Annotated in this window: 14 protein-coding genes; 7 read left to right on the top strand and 7 right to left on the bottom strand. The window is 67.6% G+C overall.

Annotation, left to right across the window (positions count from 1 at the left end; all coding sequences use genetic code 11):
* Window positions 1–3: 3 nt before the first annotated feature.
* From Pla123a_RS00600 to Pla123a_RS00585, 4 genes are all read right to left on the bottom strand, one after another.
* Window positions 4–2,112 carry a tetratricopeptide repeat protein gene (locus Pla123a_RS00600; protein WP_146583587.1) on the bottom strand — a complete coding sequence of 703 codons (2,109 nt, stop codon included), beginning with the start codon at window positions 2,110–2,112 and terminating at the stop codon, window positions 4–6.
* Window positions 2,113–2,304: 192 nt separating this feature from the next.
* A complete protein-coding gene (locus Pla123a_RS00595) occupies window positions 2,305–4,656 on the bottom strand; it encodes a hypothetical protein (protein ID WP_146583586.1) in 2,352 nt (783 codons plus the stop codon).
* A 304-nt stretch (window positions 4,657–4,960) separates the two neighbouring features.
* Entirely contained in the window at window positions 4,961–6,475 is a 1,515-nt protein-coding gene (locus Pla123a_RS00590; RefSeq protein ID WP_146583585.1) for a carboxypeptidase M32, read from the bottom strand.
* 338 nt (window positions 6,476–6,813) lie between these two features.
* On the bottom strand, window positions 6,814–7,011 hold the full coding sequence (locus Pla123a_RS00585) for a hypothetical protein (protein ID WP_146583584.1): 198 nt from the start codon (window positions 7,009–7,011) through the stop codon (window positions 6,814–6,816).
* Window positions 7,012–7,294: 283 nt separating this feature from the next.
* Between Pla123a_RS00585 and bshB1 the strand changes: the two genes are divergently transcribed.
* From bshB1 to xerC, 6 genes are all read left to right on the top strand, one after another.
* Window positions 7,295–8,002 carry a bacillithiol biosynthesis deacetylase BshB1 gene (gene bshB1 / locus Pla123a_RS00580; RefSeq protein ID WP_146583583.1) on the top strand — a complete coding sequence of 236 codons (708 nt, stop codon included), beginning with the start codon at window positions 7,295–7,297 and terminating at the stop codon, window positions 8,000–8,002.
* Between the two features lie 238 nt (window positions 8,003–8,240).
* A complete protein-coding gene (locus Pla123a_RS00575; protein ID WP_197527556.1) occupies window positions 8,241–9,368 on the top strand; it encodes a hypothetical protein in 1,128 nt (375 codons plus the stop codon).
* A 44-nt stretch (window positions 9,369–9,412) separates the two neighbouring features.
* Window positions 9,413–10,051 carry a pentapeptide repeat-containing protein gene (locus Pla123a_RS00570; RefSeq protein ID WP_146583581.1) on the top strand — a complete coding sequence of 213 codons (639 nt, stop codon included), beginning with the start codon at window positions 9,413–9,415 and terminating at the stop codon, window positions 10,049–10,051.
* A gap of 196 nt (window positions 10,052–10,247) precedes the next feature.
* Window positions 10,248–11,387: a hypothetical protein gene (locus Pla123a_RS00565; protein WP_231956289.1), complete on the top strand. Its 1,140-nt coding sequence runs from the start codon at window positions 10,248–10,250 to the stop codon at window positions 11,385–11,387.
* A 159-nt stretch (window positions 11,388–11,546) separates the two neighbouring features.
* Window positions 11,547–11,774: a hypothetical protein gene (locus tag Pla123a_RS00560; RefSeq protein WP_197527555.1), complete on the top strand. Its 228-nt coding sequence runs from the start codon at window positions 11,547–11,549 to the stop codon at window positions 11,772–11,774.
* A gap of 226 nt (window positions 11,775–12,000) precedes the next feature.
* The gene (gene xerC / locus Pla123a_RS00555; RefSeq protein ID WP_146583580.1) at window positions 12,001–12,903 is read left to right on the top strand and encodes a tyrosine recombinase XerC; all 903 of its coding nucleotides are present in this window, start codon (window positions 12,001–12,003) and stop codon (window positions 12,901–12,903) included.
* 152 nt (window positions 12,904–13,055) lie between these two features.
* Here the strand turns inward: xerC and Pla123a_RS00550 are convergent, their stop codons facing one another.
* The gene (locus tag Pla123a_RS00550; RefSeq protein WP_146583579.1) at window positions 13,056–13,280 is read right to left on the bottom strand and encodes a helix-turn-helix transcriptional regulator; all 225 of its coding nucleotides are present in this window, start codon (window positions 13,278–13,280) and stop codon (window positions 13,056–13,058) included.
* Window positions 13,270–13,680, bottom strand: a complete 411-nt coding sequence (locus Pla123a_RS00545) for a hypothetical protein (protein ID WP_146583578.1) — start codon at window positions 13,678–13,680, stop codon at window positions 13,270–13,272. Before Pla123a_RS00545 ends, Pla123a_RS00550 begins: the two co-directional genes overlap by 11 nt.
* A gap of 449 nt (window positions 13,681–14,129) precedes the next feature.
* On the opposite strand from Pla123a_RS00545, the gene Pla123a_RS00540 reads away from it, so the two are divergent.
* A complete protein-coding gene (locus tag Pla123a_RS00540) occupies window positions 14,130–15,518 on the top strand; it encodes a sigma-54-dependent transcriptional regulator (protein WP_146583577.1) in 1,389 nt (462 codons plus the stop codon).
* Window positions 15,519–15,644: 126 nt separating this feature from the next.
* Here Pla123a_RS00540 and Pla123a_RS00535 read toward each other — a convergent pair whose 3' ends face one another.
* Entirely contained in the window at window positions 15,645–16,475 is an 831-nt protein-coding gene (locus Pla123a_RS00535) for a ribonuclease H-like domain-containing protein (protein WP_197527554.1), read from the bottom strand.
* Between the last annotated feature and the right edge of the window lie 168 nt (window positions 16,476–16,643).

The raw sequence follows: 16,643 nt of genomic DNA, 5'->3' as shown, positions 1-16,643 counted from the left end.
GGGCTACGAGGGAGTCCACAACTTCTGCTTGCCGGCGGCTGGCTGGTCGGCGTCGGGCGTCCAGATGCCGCCGCTCGGCGGGGCCTCCTCGGCGGGCATCGGCCCACCACCCATCGGCGCGCCGCCCTCGGGCGGGATCGCCCCCAGCTCGTAGAACAACTGGTACAGGTGCTCGGCGACACCCGGCTCGTTCATGTGCTCGTCGCGGAGGCGGGCGAGGGTCGCGTTGGCCCGGCCCGACTCGCCCTCGACGATGTACATCTCGAGTTCAAGCAGCTCCCACCGCGCGGTCGACTCGCCCCTGCTGCGGGTCCACTCCTTGGCCTGCTCCAGGCGTTTGAGCGATTCTTCGGCGGTCGTCTGCAGGGTGACCATCCGGCGGTAGGCCTCCTCGAAACTGATGCGCCCTTCCAACGAGGGGCGGCCGACGACTTCGGTCGCGAGCGGCCCGAGCGCCGGGGTCGCGTTGGAGATCACGGCCCGCTGGTACAGCTTCTGGAGGTCGTCGTCGTCGACCTTGGCGAGGTCCAGCCGCGGCACACGCCCCAGCGGCAGCTGGTCGACGTCGACCTCGTCCGCGTTGATCGGCCCCATGTCCGGCAGGCCGAGCTTCTCCCGCAGCTGCTCGAACACCTCTGCGTTGCGGAGCGCCTGGGCGCCCTGCTCGAAGGTCAGCACGGCGGCCGCCAGCTGCTTCTGCATGCCGGGGTCCGCGGCGGCCTCCTCGGGGGTCTTGCCGTCGAGGGCCCCGCTGGCGAGCTTGGGCCAGTCTTCCAGGATCACGCGGGCGCTCTCGTCCTCGGTCATCTGGCGGCGGAGCTTGGGCGGGGTGTCGCGGGGGAAGTGCCACTGCCAACGCAGCGCGTTCTGCACCGCGTCGACCTGATCGATCACCTCCTCCTCGGCCACGCCGGCCACGCCGTCGATGATCTTGCCGAGCGCGGCGGTGGTCTCGCCGAAGCGGTCGTCGCGGACCAGGGTCAGCTCGAGCCGCTCAGCGCGATTTGTCTGGCGGCCAAACCGCAGCAGCGTGCCGACGATCCGCGGCGCGGCCTCGGGCTTGAGATCGGCGCCCGACTCGGGGAGCGGGCGGTCGAGCAGGTAGTAAGCGGCGCGGGGTGGGGGGGAGTCTTCCTCGGCGAGCGAGCTCAGGTCCTGTTCGATGGTCGCGACCCGCGGATCCTTGGCCAACCGGGCCAGCAGTTCTTCTTCGTCGAGGATCGGGTACGCGAGCCGGACCACGTCCAGCATGGCGTCCTTGATCTCGGGGTCGATGAGCTGGGCGATCGCCACGGCCTCGACCGCGTCCTCCAGCGGCACGTCGCGCTCCGCGAAGTCACGCAGCGCCTTGGCGAACACGTCCTGCTCGCCCAGCCAGCCGTGCACCAACGCGCGGTTGTAGTGGAACGACGCCTGGTCGGGGTACTCGCCGCACAGCTTGTCGAACATAACCGACGCCGGGCCCCACTGACCGCGGGCGGCAAGCGCCTGGGCGTAGTTGTGGTCGTTCTCGCCGGGGTGCCCGTCGGGCGCCATCCGCATGTAGAGGTGGTCGCGCAGCAGCAGCGGCAGGCCGGCCACCTGGTTGAGCCTAGTCAGCAGCTCCAGCGCCCGCGTGTCCTCGCGGCCGGCGACCCCCTGGTACAGCCACAGGTGCGCGCGGGCCGCCACGACGTTGCCCTCCATCAGCAACGTGTGACCGACCGCGCCGATCGCCTCGAGCACGCGGCGCGGCATGCTGTCCTCGATCAGCACCAGCGCCCGCTGCAGCGGCTCGACGCCGGCGGCGCCGTCGCCCTTGGCGCAGCGGAGGATCGCCTGCTGGGCGTGGGCCGCGGGGTTCTTGGGGTCCTTCTCGAGCAGCAGCGCGACCGTCTGCTCCGCGTCCTCGAGCTTGTGCAGCGTCAGCTCGAGCATCGCCTTGAGGTCCAGCAGGGACGGCCGGCCCGGGTACTTCTTCAGCGACGCTTCGACGTGCTGCAGCGCGGCCCGCGGCTGGTCGCCCTCGACCATCCGGTGGATCTTCTCGATCTCGCCAACCAGGTCCGAGCAGCAGAATTTCAGCTTCTTACCGCTGCCGCAGGGGCACAGGGCGTAGGGGTCGACCGGCATCGGTAGTACTCGCAGCGTAGAGTGAAAACGGCCCGCCGCGGCAAGCCGTGCGGGCCCGTTGGTGGCGGGAAAAGCGACATGACGAAACCGTCATTTTACGGCGTATTGCGTACGGCGCCACCAGGGCGCTGCGGCTGGCCCCGCCGATTCCGGCCGCCGACGCGGCGGCCGAATAGGGCGGTAAACCTGCCGTCAGTCGAACCGCGGCTTGGTGAGCGGGATCGTGTGGCAGGCCCACACCGCCCGGTCCGCTTTGCCCGTGTAGCCCTGCACCCGGGCCGCCGGGTCCTCGATCACACACCCGACGACGCCCATCTGGTTCTTGAGGTGGAACCGGTTGGGGTCGATCGGCTCGTCGCTCAGCACGGCCACAAGCTCCGAAGGGGAGAGCCTTAGACGGTACTCGTAGACCTCGCCCGCCTTGCTCGCCCCGATCAGGTCGCCGGCGAAGAAGATCCCGCCGTTCGCCCGCTGCGACCACGCCAACCACCGGGACGCCATGGCGCACGAGTCGCTCCGGGCGTGGCCGTAGGCGAACAATCGGATGAACAGCTCTTTCGCCTCGAGCGCTGTCAGCTCTCGACTGCCCGACGCGTTGTCCGTGAAGGTCAGCACCTGGGCAACTTGGCACAGCTTGCCGTAGGCGCTGCCAAGCTCCCGGGCGGCCTCGGGCGTGACCGCCAGGCTCTTCTCGCTCATCGTGCGCCGCGCGTCATCGGCGCCGACCAGCACGCCGGCGAGCTGCTCGACGCGGTACGGCTCGGGCGCTCCAACCAGCCGCTCGACGCCCAGCGAGTCCTGCTGCGAGGAACGTTCAAACGACGCCACGCGGGGGCGGGGGGGGATCACGGTGGCCTCGTAGCCAGCCGGGGCGATGTTCGGATCCTCTTGGGGGGCATCGGCAGACGCGTCGCTCGTGGCGGCGTCACCGATGGCGCCTTCACTCTGCGGCGTCGTCAACGGCTGCGGCTCGTCTGCCTGGAACGAAGCCGGCAGCACGGCTGAGGGCAGCACCCGAGCGACGCCCAGCATGTCGCCGCTCGGCCCGGCGACCCACAGCAGGCCGAGGTAGCCCAGGCCCAGCCCGACCGCCGCACTCGCCACCACCACCGCGGCCGACTTGGCCCGACTGCCGGACCGCCCGTAGCTGTTGCTGCTGCGGCCGAGTTCCGACGCCGTCAGCGGCCTCGGCCGCGGCGCGTCGGTGGGTCGCTCTGCGGCGCGGGGCTGCGGCGGCGTGGCCGGCCCGCCCTGCGCAGCAAGCTGCTCGACGGACAGGTCTTCGAACGCGGTCGGCTTGGGAGTCGAACGCGTTTGCTCGGCGGCCTGCTCGTTGGCGGACGGCTTAGTGATTGGTGGCGCGGGCCCCTGCCCCGCCGCGGGCCGCGGAGCGGACGGCGTCTGCTGTGGTCCGCGAGGCGGCGCCGGCGCCGGCCGTAGAAAGGCCGCGGTCGGTTGACTGGTGGAGCTTGGCGTTGGCGCCGGGGCCTGGGCCGCTGGCTGCTGAACCGGCTTCGGATCGGCGGTCTTGGGCGGCATGGGCGTCGGCCGCGCGGGCTCGGGCTGGCTGGCCTCGGCCGGCTTGGTCGGTCCTGCGCCCGACGGGTTGTCGCGGAACGAACTCAGCAGCGACTCCAGCGACGGTTGCGTCTTGCGGGACGACTCCGACACGGTCTTCGCGCCGGCCGGCTTCTCGGCCTGCGCTTCCGCGGCCTGCTCCTTCTCGGCGGTCTGTCTTTCCTCCGCAGCACGGGGCTTCGACTCGTCCGTAGGCGGGTCGGTGTCGCGCTGCATCCAGTCCGAGAGCGTGCCCGGCTTATCGAGGGACGGCTTCTCCGCGGTGGGCTTATCGGTGCTCGCTTTGGGTTCGGTCGGCTGCTTCGCTTCAGGCTGCTTCGCTTCAGGCTGCTTTGGTTCGGGCAGCTTCGTCTCGGATTGCGTTGATTGGGGCTGCTGTGGCTTCTCGAACGCGTTTGACTCGAGCAGCTCGCTCAGGCTGTCGAGCGCCGGGCTCGCAAACGGGAACTCGACGGTCTGCTGGTTGTCGCTCGGCGGCTTTTTGGCGGGGGTCGCTGCTTTCGGCGCCGCCGCGGACGGGGCGGCTGGTTTTGCCGGCTCGGGCTTCGCCTGCTCGCCTCTGGTCGGTTCGGCGGTTGGTTTGGTCGTTGCTTCCGGGCGGGTCGGCTCGGACGCCAACCGCGGCGGGGCAGCCGCCTGGCGGTTTGGCTGCACGGTGTTTGGCTGCACGGTGTTTGGCTGCACGGCGGTCGGCTGCGGCGTGTTCGGCTGCTCAGCGGCAGGTTGATCGCTGGCGGCGGTGCCGGCAGCAACTCGCAGCGTGGGCCGCGACGCCGCCGTGGGCGCCGGTGGCCTGGGGGTGGGCGCCGGCGCAATGACTCGTGCCTCGACCGGCCGGACCGGCTTCGCGGCCGCCGGCGAGAAGACCGCGTTGCACGTGGGGCAGCCGAGCTGCGCCCCAACGGGCAGGTCTTCCGGCAGATTCAGTTGGCTAGAGCAGCGAGGGCAAGCAACAGCTTGGGCCATCCGTGTATCTCGAGAGCGAGGTCTGTTGACGATTGCGCGGCGAATGAACCTCTGCCTCTAGGCTTCCAATCACGGAAACCGGCCACCCGCTGGTCGGCCTAGGTTCACTAACGACGCAAGAATCAATAAAAGTGGGTTCCGGGCGTCACCTTTACGACCGAGAGCCCGCTATTGTGCACCTCTTCTGACTTTTTTGCAGCCCTGCTTTCGCTGCTTTCCGCCCCGCTTGCGTGGGCGGCCCAGCCCAACCGCCCTACAACCCGGAAGGATTGCCCCGCTTCCGCACCTAGCTAGCATGCGACGCTTACGGCAAGTCGTACAGCTCGGCAAACTTCGCGCGGAGCCGCCGCATCAGCGGCTCGTGCGACAGCGGCTTGCCGGTCACCCGCTCGACCAGCTCGGCCGCGCTGTAACGCTGACCGTGCTGGTGGATGTTCCGCCGGAGCCAGTCACGCAGCGGCGTGAACTCGCCCCGGCGGAAGTGGTCGTCGAGGTCGCCCAGGTCGGCTTCGGCCTGATCGAAGAACTGCGCCGCGTACAGATTGCCCAGCGCGTAGGTCGGGAAGTAGCCATACAAACCCGCGCTCCAGTGCACGTCCTGCATCGCGCCGTCGGCGCTGCTCGGTGGGGTCACCCCCAGGTACTGCTGGTACTTCTCGTTCCACGCCGAAGGCAGGTCGGCGGCCGGCAGGTCGCCCGACAGCAATGCCTGCTCGAGCTCGAACCGCACGATGATGTGCAGGTTGTAGGTCGCCTCGTCGGACTCGGTGCGGATCAGCGACGGCCGCGAGTCGTTCACGGCGAAGTAGAACTCGTCGAGCCCCACGCCGCGGGCCGACTCGAAGGCGCCCTGCAGCTCGGGCAGCGTGTGCTCCCAGTACGCGCGGCTGCGGCCGACCAGGTTCTCCCACATGCGGGACTGCGACTCGTGGATCCCGAGCGACACCGCCTCGCCGGTCGGCAGCCCGAACTGGTCGGCCGGCAGGCCCTGCTCGTAGATGCCGTGGCCCGCCTCGTGCAGGATGCTGAAGAACCCGCCGGCGAACTCATTGGCGTCGTAGCGGGTCGTGAGCCGCACGTCGCGCGGGCCGCCGCCGCCGCAGAACGGGTGCGCGGTGACGTCCAGCCGACCGGCGTTAAAGTCGAAGCCGATCGCCGCCGCCGCCTGCTTGCCGAACTCGGCCTGCTTGTCGACCGGGTAGCTGCGGCTGAGGATTTCCCGCGGGGCCTTGTGCTTGCTCTCGACGATTTGCTCGACGAGTGGAGTGAGCTGCTCGCGCAGGCCGCTAAGGACCTGCGCGACATTCGCGGTGCTCTCGCCCGGCTCGTAGTCGTCCAAGAGCGCGTCGTACGCCACGTCGGTCACGCCGACGGCGGCCGCCTCCTGCTGCTTGAGGTCGATTGTCCGCTCGAGCCACGGCTGGAACGCGGTGAAGTCGTCGGCCTTGCGGGCGTCGACCCACGCCTGCTGCGCCAGGCTGGCCGTGCGGGTCAGCTCCTCGACCAGCTTCTGCGGCAGCTTGGTCTTCTTGTCGTACTGCCGGCCGAGCTGCCGGATTACGCACCCCTCGGTCGAGTGCGGGTCCGCGGCCAGCGGGCTCTCTTTCAATTCGGCCAACCACCCGCCCACCTCGGCCGCCGTCTGCCGCTGGTGCACCATGCCCGCCAAGAGCGCCGTCTGCTCCGCCCGGTGCGCCCGACCGTCGCGCGGCAGGTAGGTCTCCTCGTCCCAGTTGAGGATGCCGATGGTCGAGGTCAGCAGCCCGGTCTGCCGGGCGTGGTCGCAGAGCTTGGTGAAAGTGTCGTTGGGGTTGGCCATCGCGTTGGTTGCGTCCGTGAGGTTGGAATCTGCGTTTCGTCGTATTGTTGGGCCGGTTTTGTCTGGGGTTTTGTCCCGGCCCTCCCGCAGGGTTTTACCCGCTCAGCTGCTGAGCACGCCATAACCCACTGCTACGCAGCGACTTACAAATCGCCGCAAACGGGGAGGCCGGATGGCGTTTTGTCCGAAACATCCAACGGAGAGGACAAAACCCCGCGGCGCAGTTTTCTCCCTGCGAGGAGGCTCCCCACCGGGGATAGCCCACCGGGAGGAGGTGCAGCGGCGTGCTCCCCTCATTAGATCCGACGAGAGGCTCTTTTCAACAACGAAATCCGCCACTAATCGGTGGGCGCATCGCTGGAAAACGGCGGCCTCACTGGCGTGGCGGGCCGCGCGGAAAGGCGGTGGTCGATGTCGGCCGCCCGCGGGTCGCGCAGCCGCGATGGGTCCCACTTCTCGGCGTTCCAGGAAGAACAGCCGACGGCGAGCGACAACAACACGAGCGGCAACAGAATGAGCAGAGTGCGTGCTGGCATAGTGGGGTTCCTTCGGGCGGGGAATTTTGCAGAAACGGTACGGCGGGTCCAGACCAAGCCTAACGGGCGCCAGGGGCAAGGGTGCCCGGGGCGCTCCGCGACAGCGGAATTACTGGACCGCTAGCAATCGACGGCTTGAACCACAAACCGTCCCCTCGGGCTGTCGGGGGCTTCCCTGCCGGGAGCGCCCCCGGCACCCTACAGAGCTGCGTTGCTTGCTTCCGATTGCCTGCCAGCAACAATAGACCCCTACCGCACGTCACCCAATCGCACCGAGCCCGCCATGCTGGATGTCCTGGTCATTGCCCCGCACCCCGACGACGCCGAGCTCGGCATGGGGGGCGCCATCCTCAAGATGCTGGCCGACGGCTGGAAGGTCGGCGTGCTGGACCTCACCAGTGGCGAGCCGACCCCGCACGGCACGCCCGAGCTGCGCAAGCAGGAGACCGCCGCGGCGACCGAGATCCTCGGCCTCACCTGGCGGGAGAACCTCGGGCTGCCGAACCGCAGCCTCGAGCCGACCCTCGAGAACCGCGCGAAGCTCGCCGGCGTGATCCGCCAGCAGCGGCCGCGGTGGCTGTTCGCCCCCTACTGGGTCGACGCCCACCCCGACCACACCGCCGCTACCAAGCTCGTCGACGACGCCCGCTTCTGGGCCAAGCTCTCCAAGACCGACCAGCCGGGCCAAATCGAGTTACAGGGCGAACGCCACCACCCGGAGCGGATCTACAACTACTACTGCGTGCACCTCAAGCAAGCGGCCACGCCGGCCTTCATCCTCGACATCAGCGACCACTGGGAGCAGAAGCTCGCCAGCATCCGCGCCTACGAGAGCCAGTTCATCACCGGCCGCCCCACCGAGCCGCCGACGTTCTTAGACCAGCTCCGCGACGAGGCCGCCTACTGGGGCAAGACGATCGGCGTTAAGTATGGAGAACCTTTTCATTGCCGTGAGCCGATCGGGATGAGCGGGTTCGGGGCGTTGATTTAGCGCCGCCAGATCGTGGCATGGCAGTCCCCGCCGTGTGCTAGCAACCTGCGAGCCTTCGCGCAAGGTTCACGGTGGAGATCCACTTCCCGAAAGGGAATGAGGTCGCCACCGGTCACTAGGTCCGTCTGGAGACACCCTCAAGCAAATCCGCATTTCCATGGCGAAGCTCGCTTACTAAGCTGCCAAGCCAATGCCCCTACCGGCAATCAATAGCTTGCTATCGAAGGATATCTATTCGATGAGAATGAGCTCTTCACCAATTTGTCTCCTAGTTGCCAGTTGCTGCTTCGCATCACACGCGGCGCAGTACCGGGTGACCGACTTGGGTGCCGGAGTTTATCCGGTCGCCATCAATGACGGTGGACAGGTCGTCGCCCAGAAAGTGAATCAGACTGGTCGCACCGAGGCGTTCTTGATCGACGACATCGGCGAGACGCCGATTACTCACCCAGACGCTGATTCGGTTTACGTCACCGGCATCAACAACCTAGGGCAGGTCGTTGGCTCTGGCCGAGATGCGATCGGACGCGATCACGCATTCCTATGGGAAGTCTCAGCGGGGTGGCAATTCCTTCTGAACGACTCTGAATACAGGAGCTACGCTTGGTCAATTAACAACAACGGCGTGGTTGCAGTAGAGCAAGACTCCCACGCAAGACTCCTATTTCCCGATGGCTCCGCTGCAGAACTGGGGACCCTCGGAGGGTTGTACTCCGTTCCCTTCGCAGTCAACGACTCGGAGGTCGCTGTCGGCCTTTCAGAAGTGCGGAGCGCTGTTCAACGCGAATTCATCTGGAAATCTGGTGAAATCGCTGAGCTGGGAGCCGCGGCTGCGGTAACCCATGATCACGCTGACTATTCAGTCGCAATCGATATCAATAATTCCGGCGATTCGGTCGGTTGGACTCAGGTGTATACGGGAGAATATGAGTTACGACCTTCTGGCTCCAAGCGGTACCTCTACGAAGAGTATGGTTTTCTTAGTGTGGGCGGCAGCATCTCGCCCATGCTCGTCCCAAACGCGCGCTTTCTTGCGATCGGTGAGAATGGCGATGCTTTTGGCAGTAGGTTCCTTGTGGACCCGCAGTCTGGCCCCGATATCTGGGCGGCTGTCGCTCTTCGTAGTGGCCGATTGGTGGACCTCAACTCAGAGATCGTAGGAGTCACAGGGGTCCACTTGGAAACTGCATTCGACTCCAACGGCCGTGGACAGATTCTCGCGTCCGGATGGTTCGGAAACTCTGACGTTCGTCGCAATCCTATTCACGGATTCATTCTCACTCCCGCGCCGGAGCCTACATCGATAGGTCCGATTGCCCTTGCGGCAACTGCACAAACCTGGCGCCGGCGAGTGAGGAGCACTTAGCGGACGCTCACCACGACAGCACAATTCTCTGGCCTACCCCAACCATGCCAACCTGCGGCGCCACTCAATCCTTTAACGAGCTCGCACCAGGCAGCCTGGCCGACCTGACCGGCGGCGAGGACTACTCGGCGGCGCGGTTTGAGGATGATGCTTGGGGCGCCGCTCCGCTCAAGCAGGCCTCGCTGGAGGAGTGCCTGCTTGCCCGCTGCGACCTCACCGCGAAACGGCTCGAGGGGGTCGAGCTGCACGAGTGCCGCCTCGACGCCTGCAACCTGGCCAATGGCCGGTGGGTGAAGACGCGCGTCTCTAAGTCGGACCTGGTCAAGTGCCGCGCCACCGGCCTGCAGTTGATCGACGCCAACCTGAGCGAGGTCCGCTTCACCGGCTGCAAGCTGAACCTGGCCGCGGTGCTGGGCGCCAAGCTGCGCAGCTGCGTCTTCGACAAGTGCGACCTCCGCGAGGCCGACTTCCAGCAGGTCGTGCTGACAAATGTGACGTTCCGCGGGTGCGACCTGCGGGGCGCCCGCTTCGCAGGCTGCCAGCAGACCGGCCTCGATCTCCGCGGCACTCACTTGGCCGGGGCGTTGCTCGAACCTCCGATGCTCAAGAAGGCGACCGTCGACGCCAGCCAGCTCGTTGATCTGGCGCCGCTCTTCGGGCTCACGGTTCGTCCCGCGGAGTAGGTACAGAACCGCGACCGTCCGGGAGCGTCCGGTCGGCTAGCGGGCGCCGCTGGTCGCCCCCTGACAGTCGCGGTTCGGGATTGATTGCTTTTTCGGCTCAAGCGACTGTGCCGCCTGCGCCGATTACACCGAGGAAGCCAGATCGCCAACGCGCCTGGTTTGCTAGCAGGGGGGCCGCTAGCTATCACCGACTCTTATGAACCGCGGCCCGGCAATCCTGCTCTCTCTTGTGCTGGCGTGCACCTGCGTGCTGTCGTCGGGCTGCCAGTTCCTGCTGCCCGAGGTGTCGGTCCAGCCGCTGGTCCACAACCCGTTCCCGCAGCTCAGCCGCGTGGCGGTGACCCCGTTCATCAACCTCAGCGACGAGCCGACCGTCGACGGCGTGCAGTTCGCCATGGCGTACTTCGCCGAGCTGCAGTCGGTCCGCGGGTTTGAGGTCGTGCCGCTCGGCGTGACCGAGAACGCGATCATCCAGCTCGGCCTGTTCCGCCACCCCGAAGAAGCGGCCGCCGACGCGCGGCGGCTCGCCCAGCACCTCGGCGTCGACGCCGTGGTGGTCGGCGCGGTGACCGACTTCGACCCCTACTACCCGCCGCGGTGCGGCATGCGGGTAGAGTGGTACTCGGCCAACGCCGGCTTCCACCCGATCCCCGCCGGCTACGGCCTGCCCTGGGGCACGCCGGAGGAGGAGTACATCCCGGAGTCGCTGGTGTTCGAGGCCGAGATGGCGCTCGCCCGTGAGCAGCTCGCCACCCAGACGCCCGACTGCCCAGTCGAGAGCCTGCCGCTGCACGGCCCGCCGACGCCCGGCGAGCTGGCGCCGATGCCGCCCGGCCTGTTCCCCTCGCTCACACCGACTGCGCCGGCCCCGACCAGCGACCCCGCCGACGCGCAACAAGACGACGCCGCAGAAGACGACGTCAAGGTGACAGCATACGAGGCGCCGCTGCCAGACGGGGCTACAACCCTAACGCCGGGCACGACTGCAACAGCCGACACAGCCGGCGCCGCCGGCATGTTCCCACCGGATTGGCCCGACGCGCGGGGCTTCATGCCGCCCTGCCCGTCGCCGGTGCGGCCCGCTTGTGTGCCGAGTGACCGTCCGGTTATGACGCACACGAAGGTTTATCACGGGCACGACCCCGAGTTCACCGCCGCGCTTGCTAGTTACGTCGACTTTCGGGACGACGCCCGCTTCGGCGGTTGGCAGGCTTATCTTCAGCGGAGTGACGACTTCATCCGGTTCTGCGCGCACCTGCACATCGCAGAGATGCTGACCGCGCGTGGCGGCGGAGGAGAAAGCCGAGTGGTGCGTCGCTGGTCGGAGAGCCGATAGTCCCCCTCTAGATGCGTCCGGCAGTAGCCGGCGAGCAGCTGCGCCCGGGGCAATGGACCCTGCCCCCGCCTAACGGCCGACGGCTCTGCTCGCGGTGCTATCGCCCACCCCGCGCGACGCTTCGCTCCCCCCGCCCGCGGCTGCATGGAGGCCCCCGATATGAACGACGACGTGAATGTGCTCGCCCTCGTCAAAGGCAAAGAGCGCTACATCCTGCTGTACGACGACACCCAACAGGCGGCCGCGCTGCGTGCGCTGGGACGCCAGGCGTCGAACCCCGAGCTGAGCTTCTCGTGGTACGACGCCGCGGTCCTGAGCCGCAAGATCCGCAGCGAGTCGCGCACCGGCAAGCAGCGGAACCGGGTCGCCAACCCGCTGGTCGACTGACCGGCCGGCGCCGAAACGACGCCAACAATCGACGACAGAGAAAAGGTCCGCCCGGCGGGCCTTTTTTCTTTTCCGGGGCGGGTAGGTGCTCGGGTGGCACGCCCCGGCAAGGGCGTGCCACCCGGCCGGGCTACTCCAGATAGTGCTATCGGGCTTGCTCTGCCGACGATTCAATAGGTACCGTCAACGGAAGCCGACTCCCCCTTCTGCCCCGCGGCCAACGCCCATGCGACGCCAGACCGGACAATTCCTCAGGCACCTCGAGTCCGAGCGGGGCGCGTCGGAGCACACCATCAAGGGCTACCGGGAGGACCTGGCGAGCCTGGCCGAGTACCTGGCCGACGAGAGCGGCGCGACGCCGGAGCCGGCCTCGATCACGACGCTCGAGCTCCGCGGGTTTGTCTCGGCGATGCACGACGCCGGCTACGCCAAGACCTCGATCTCCAGGAAGCTGTCGAGCATCCGCAGCTTCTTCCGCTACGGCCAGCGTGAGCAGTGGGTCAGCAAGAACCCGGCGACGCCGCTCCGCAACCCACGCAAGAGCCGCAAGCTGCCGCACTTCCTGTCGAGCGAAGAGGTCGGCCGCCTGCTGACCGCCCCGCCGGCCGAGACGCCCGCCGGCAAGCGCGACCGCGCCATCCTCGAGACCCTCTACTCGGCCGGGCTGCGTGTCAGCGAGCTGGTCGGCATGTCCGACGGCGACCTCGACCGCGAGCAGGGCGTGGTCCGCGTCCGCGGCAAGGGGAAGAAGGAACGCTTCGCGCCGCTGGGATCGTTCGCGCTGGACGCGCTCGGCGTGTGGCTCGACGCGCGGCAGCTCTCGCCGAAGGACCCGCCCGGCCCGACCGCGCCGGTATTCACCAACAAGTTCGGCCGCCGCATCACCACCCGCAGCGTCGCGCGGATGCTCGAGAAGTACATCAAGCAGTGCGGCCTCGACACGCGGACCAGCCCCCACACGCTGCGGCACAGCTTCGCGACGCACCTGCTGGACCGCGGGGCCGACATCCGCAGCGTCCAGGAGCTGCTCGGCCACAAGAGCCTGGTCACCACCCAGATCTACACGCACGTCAGCACCGCGAACCTGCGGGCGGCGTACCTGAAGGCGCACCCAAGAGCGCGAGCTTAAGCTCCCTCCCCCTTTGGGGGAGGGCCGGGGTGGGGGCGCCCCGCTGGTTGCTCCGCCATTGGTGTCTCAATAGGGGGACGCGATCCTGCCGAGCAACCGCACACCGGGGCTTCCGATGGATGTAATCCATCGGCTGCTCGCTTTGCCAACGCCTACGTCTCATCCAGGTAGAACACCGTGTCGGTGGGCTCGTTGAACAGCCGCGCGATGCGGATCGCTAGCGCCAGCGACGGGGTGTAGGCGCCCTTCTCGAGCGCGACGATGGTCTGCCGCGTTACGCCGACCGCGTCGGCCAGTTGCTGCTGCGTCATCGCGGCGACGTCGCTGCGGAGCTCCCGCACGCGGTTTTGCAGGTGGGGCTCGGACTTACGAGGCATGCTCTGCCCCGCGGTAGCAACGCACCTCGACGAGGCCTTTCACCGCGTAACAAAGCGAGATCTGCAGCCAGACAAGCCACACTAGCCACACTACTGGGGCGGTGGCCAGCGTGCGCGAGACGCACCATAGCACCACGGCGACCAGCCCCATGAAGCCGACCATCCAGCCGGTGAAGACGCCGATCCGCAGCCCGCGTTGGTGGATCTCGGTGTCCCGCTCGTCGAATACCACCGCCGTCCCGCGGCCACGCGTGAAGATCACGCAGCCCCCCAACAGGCCGAGCAAACCAAACGCCCCCGCGGCCCCGTCGCCCAGCCAGGGGTAGAGCGCGAACGCAGCGACCAACGCGGTCAGACTGATAACCAATTCGGCCCAAGCAATTTTTTCGCCGGCGTTCATGGGGCGCCTCCGTTTCTGAAGTTTGGTCAACGGCAATGTAAAATAAACCTTACACGGCATTGTGTCAAGTTTATTTGTCACTGGATGCCGGAGGGAACAAGCGTGCGATGTCAGTAGCCGGCGCGATACGCATCGCCGGGAGCGCCAGGGAACGTGCTCTTGTCGTGCAACCGCCCACCAGGGCATCCGGCGGGGCGTAGCCCGCCGGCTAGGGCGGTGCTGCTGGGGGGAGCTCTCTCCACTTCACCCCCACCCCGGCTCTCCCCCGGAGGGGGAGGGAGTTCACTCGCGGCACAACCGGCGCAACCGGCACCCTGACTGCGCTGCTCCGAGGCGACGCTGTCGCTTTTTCTCATCGCACGGGCTCAGGCGTGACCTACTTTTGCAGCGAACGGGTGGGCACGGTGTGCCTGCCCCCCGCCTGAAACGCCCTGCCCCGTGCGCCCGCTATGCCCGCTGCCCCTAAGCTGCTCCTGGTTGACGACGACCGTCAGGTCCTTGAATCGATGGCCGACTGGCTGCGAGACCAGGGCCTGGACCTCGACACGGCCGACGGCTACGGCGACGCGCTCGAGGCGCTCGGCGGCGACCACTACGACCTGCTGTTGTCGGACATCCGCCTGCGGGACGGCGATGGCTTTGATCTCTTGGAGCAGTCGCTCCGCCGCTGGCCGCAGACGCAGGTCATCCTGCTGACCGGCTACGGCACGCCCGACGCCGCGATCGAGGCGGTCCGCGCCGGCGCGTTCGACTACCTCACCAAGCCGCTCATGGACGACGAGCTGCTGATGTCGATCGAGCGGGCGTTGTCGCAGCGGAAGGTGGTCGAAGAGAACAACTCGCTGAAGGCCGAGCTCGAGAAGAAGTACGGCCTCAGCGGCGTCGTCGGCACGGACCCGCGGATGGTCAAGGTGTTCGACATGGTCGAGAGCATCGCCGACACCCGCGCCACGGTGCTGGTGACCGGCGAGAGCGGCACCGGCAAGAGCCTGATCGCCCGGGCGATCCACCGCCGCAGCGGCCGCGCGAACGGCCCGTTTGTCGAGGTGGCGTGCGGCGCCCTGCCCGAGAACCTGCTGGAGAGCGAGCTGTTCGGCCACGTCGCCGGCGCGTTCACGGGCGCGACCGCGAACAAGTCCGGCAAGTTCCTGCAGGCCGACGGCGGCACGATCTTCCTCGACGAGATCGGCACCGCCACACCGGCGATGCAGGTCAAGCTGCTGCGGGTGCTGCAGGAGCTGGCCTTCGAGCCGGTCGGCGGCAGCGAGACCCACAACGTCGACGTGCGGGTAATTTTGGCGACCAACGAGGACCTGGCGAAGAACGTCGCCGAGGGTTCGTTCCGCCAGGACCTGTACTACCGCATCAACGTGATCAACATCGAGCTGCCGCCCTTGCGCGGCCGCGTCAGCGACATCCCGGTGCTGGCCCACAAGTTCCTCAAGGAGGTCTGCGAGGACTCGGGCCGCAACATCACCGGCTTCACCGACGACGCGATCGCCGTGATGCAGAGCTACGGCTGGCCCGGCAACGTGCGTGAGCTGCAGAACGTGGTCGAGCGTTCGGCGCTGCTCGGCAAGAGCGAGACCATCGACGCCCCCGACCTGCCGCCCGACATGCGGGTCGGCCGCGGGTTGTCGGCTCCCGCCAGCTTCAGCGGCAAGACGCTCAAGGAGGCCCTCGAGGGCCCCGAGCGTCAGATCATCCGCGAGGTGCTCGAGAAGAACGACTGGAATCGCAACCAGACCGCCGACGAGCTCGGCATCAACCGCACCACGCTCTACAAGAAGATGAAGCGGCTGGGGTTGGAAGACCAGGCCGTGGCGCGCGGGAAGTAGCGTCTTGCCTCTTCCCCCTGTGGGGGAGGATTAAGGTGGGGGTGAGCCAGGTACAAGGTTCCCCACCGCTTTTCCCATAGCCGGGGCGCCCCCACCCCGACCCTCCCCCATGGGGGGAGGGAGTATTTAGCTTGCCACGCGCATTGTGATGTCGAGCAGCGTCACTAAGTCGAGCGCGTTGTGCTGCCGCACTTGGCGCATCTCGTCGTCGCGGCCGGTGCGGACATAGTTGTCGTACGCCGCGGGGATCTGGCTGCCGGGGATGTCGGGCCCGCGGGGCCGGCGGCAGACCTGGCTCTCGATGGTCTGCAGCTTGCAGTCGGGCAGCACCGCTTTGTACTTCCGCCGCGCGTGGTGCAGCATGTCGACATGCCGGGGCGTCGGCAGCTCGAGCTTCTTGTGCAGCAGATAACGCCGCGAGCGGTCGACCACCATCGGCCAGTCAAAACTCTTGCCGTTGAAGGTGACCAGCACGTCGATGTCGTTGAGTCTGCGCCACAGGCTGGCCAGCACCGCGGCCTCCTCCGCGTAGCTACGGGCGAACAGCAGCTCGACCGTCGGCTCATTGTCGACCCACCGCAGCAGGCCGACTAGGAACAGCGCCGCCCCAGACAGGCCGCAGGTCTCCAGGTCGAGCAGCGCGACCCGGCCCGGCATCGCCTGGACCAGCTCGCCGAGCTCGCCTTCGAGCGGCTGTTGGCTCAGGTGCTCCAATCGGCCCGCAACGAGTCCGGGCCCCTTGGGCCAGAGCTCAGCCACTGGGAGCGTGTACAGCGCGTGCTCGCCGAACTCGGTGGCTTCGATCGCAGCGCTGCCCTCAACCCTAGGACTATGAAGTGTCGTTAGCTCCGCCGCGCGTTGCGGAGGAGCAGCTACTGGCCTTGGCCGCGCCGGCACAGCAGGCAGCCGGTCGCGGTTGAGGGCTTCGAGCCGTTGGCGGAGCGAGTCGCTGAGCATGGCGAAATTGTACCGCCCCGGGCGAGTCGAGCGTATACCGGCTACGAAGCACCCCATCCGGTCGGGAGCTTGAAACGGGGACTGGCTCTCGACCGCCGAGCGAACCGACGCCCTGCATTCGGCGTCGCGGCGGTCGTGTGCCTGTCCCCATTTCAAGTGGTGGACGCT

Source organism: Posidoniimonas polymericola (assembly GCF_007859935.1).
Classification (GTDB): Bacteria; Planctomycetota; Planctomycetia; order Pirellulales; family Lacipirellulaceae; genus Posidoniimonas; species Posidoniimonas polymericola.
Note: the sequence above shows the minus strand (reverse complement) of the source record. Positions and strands in the feature narration are given on the sequence as shown.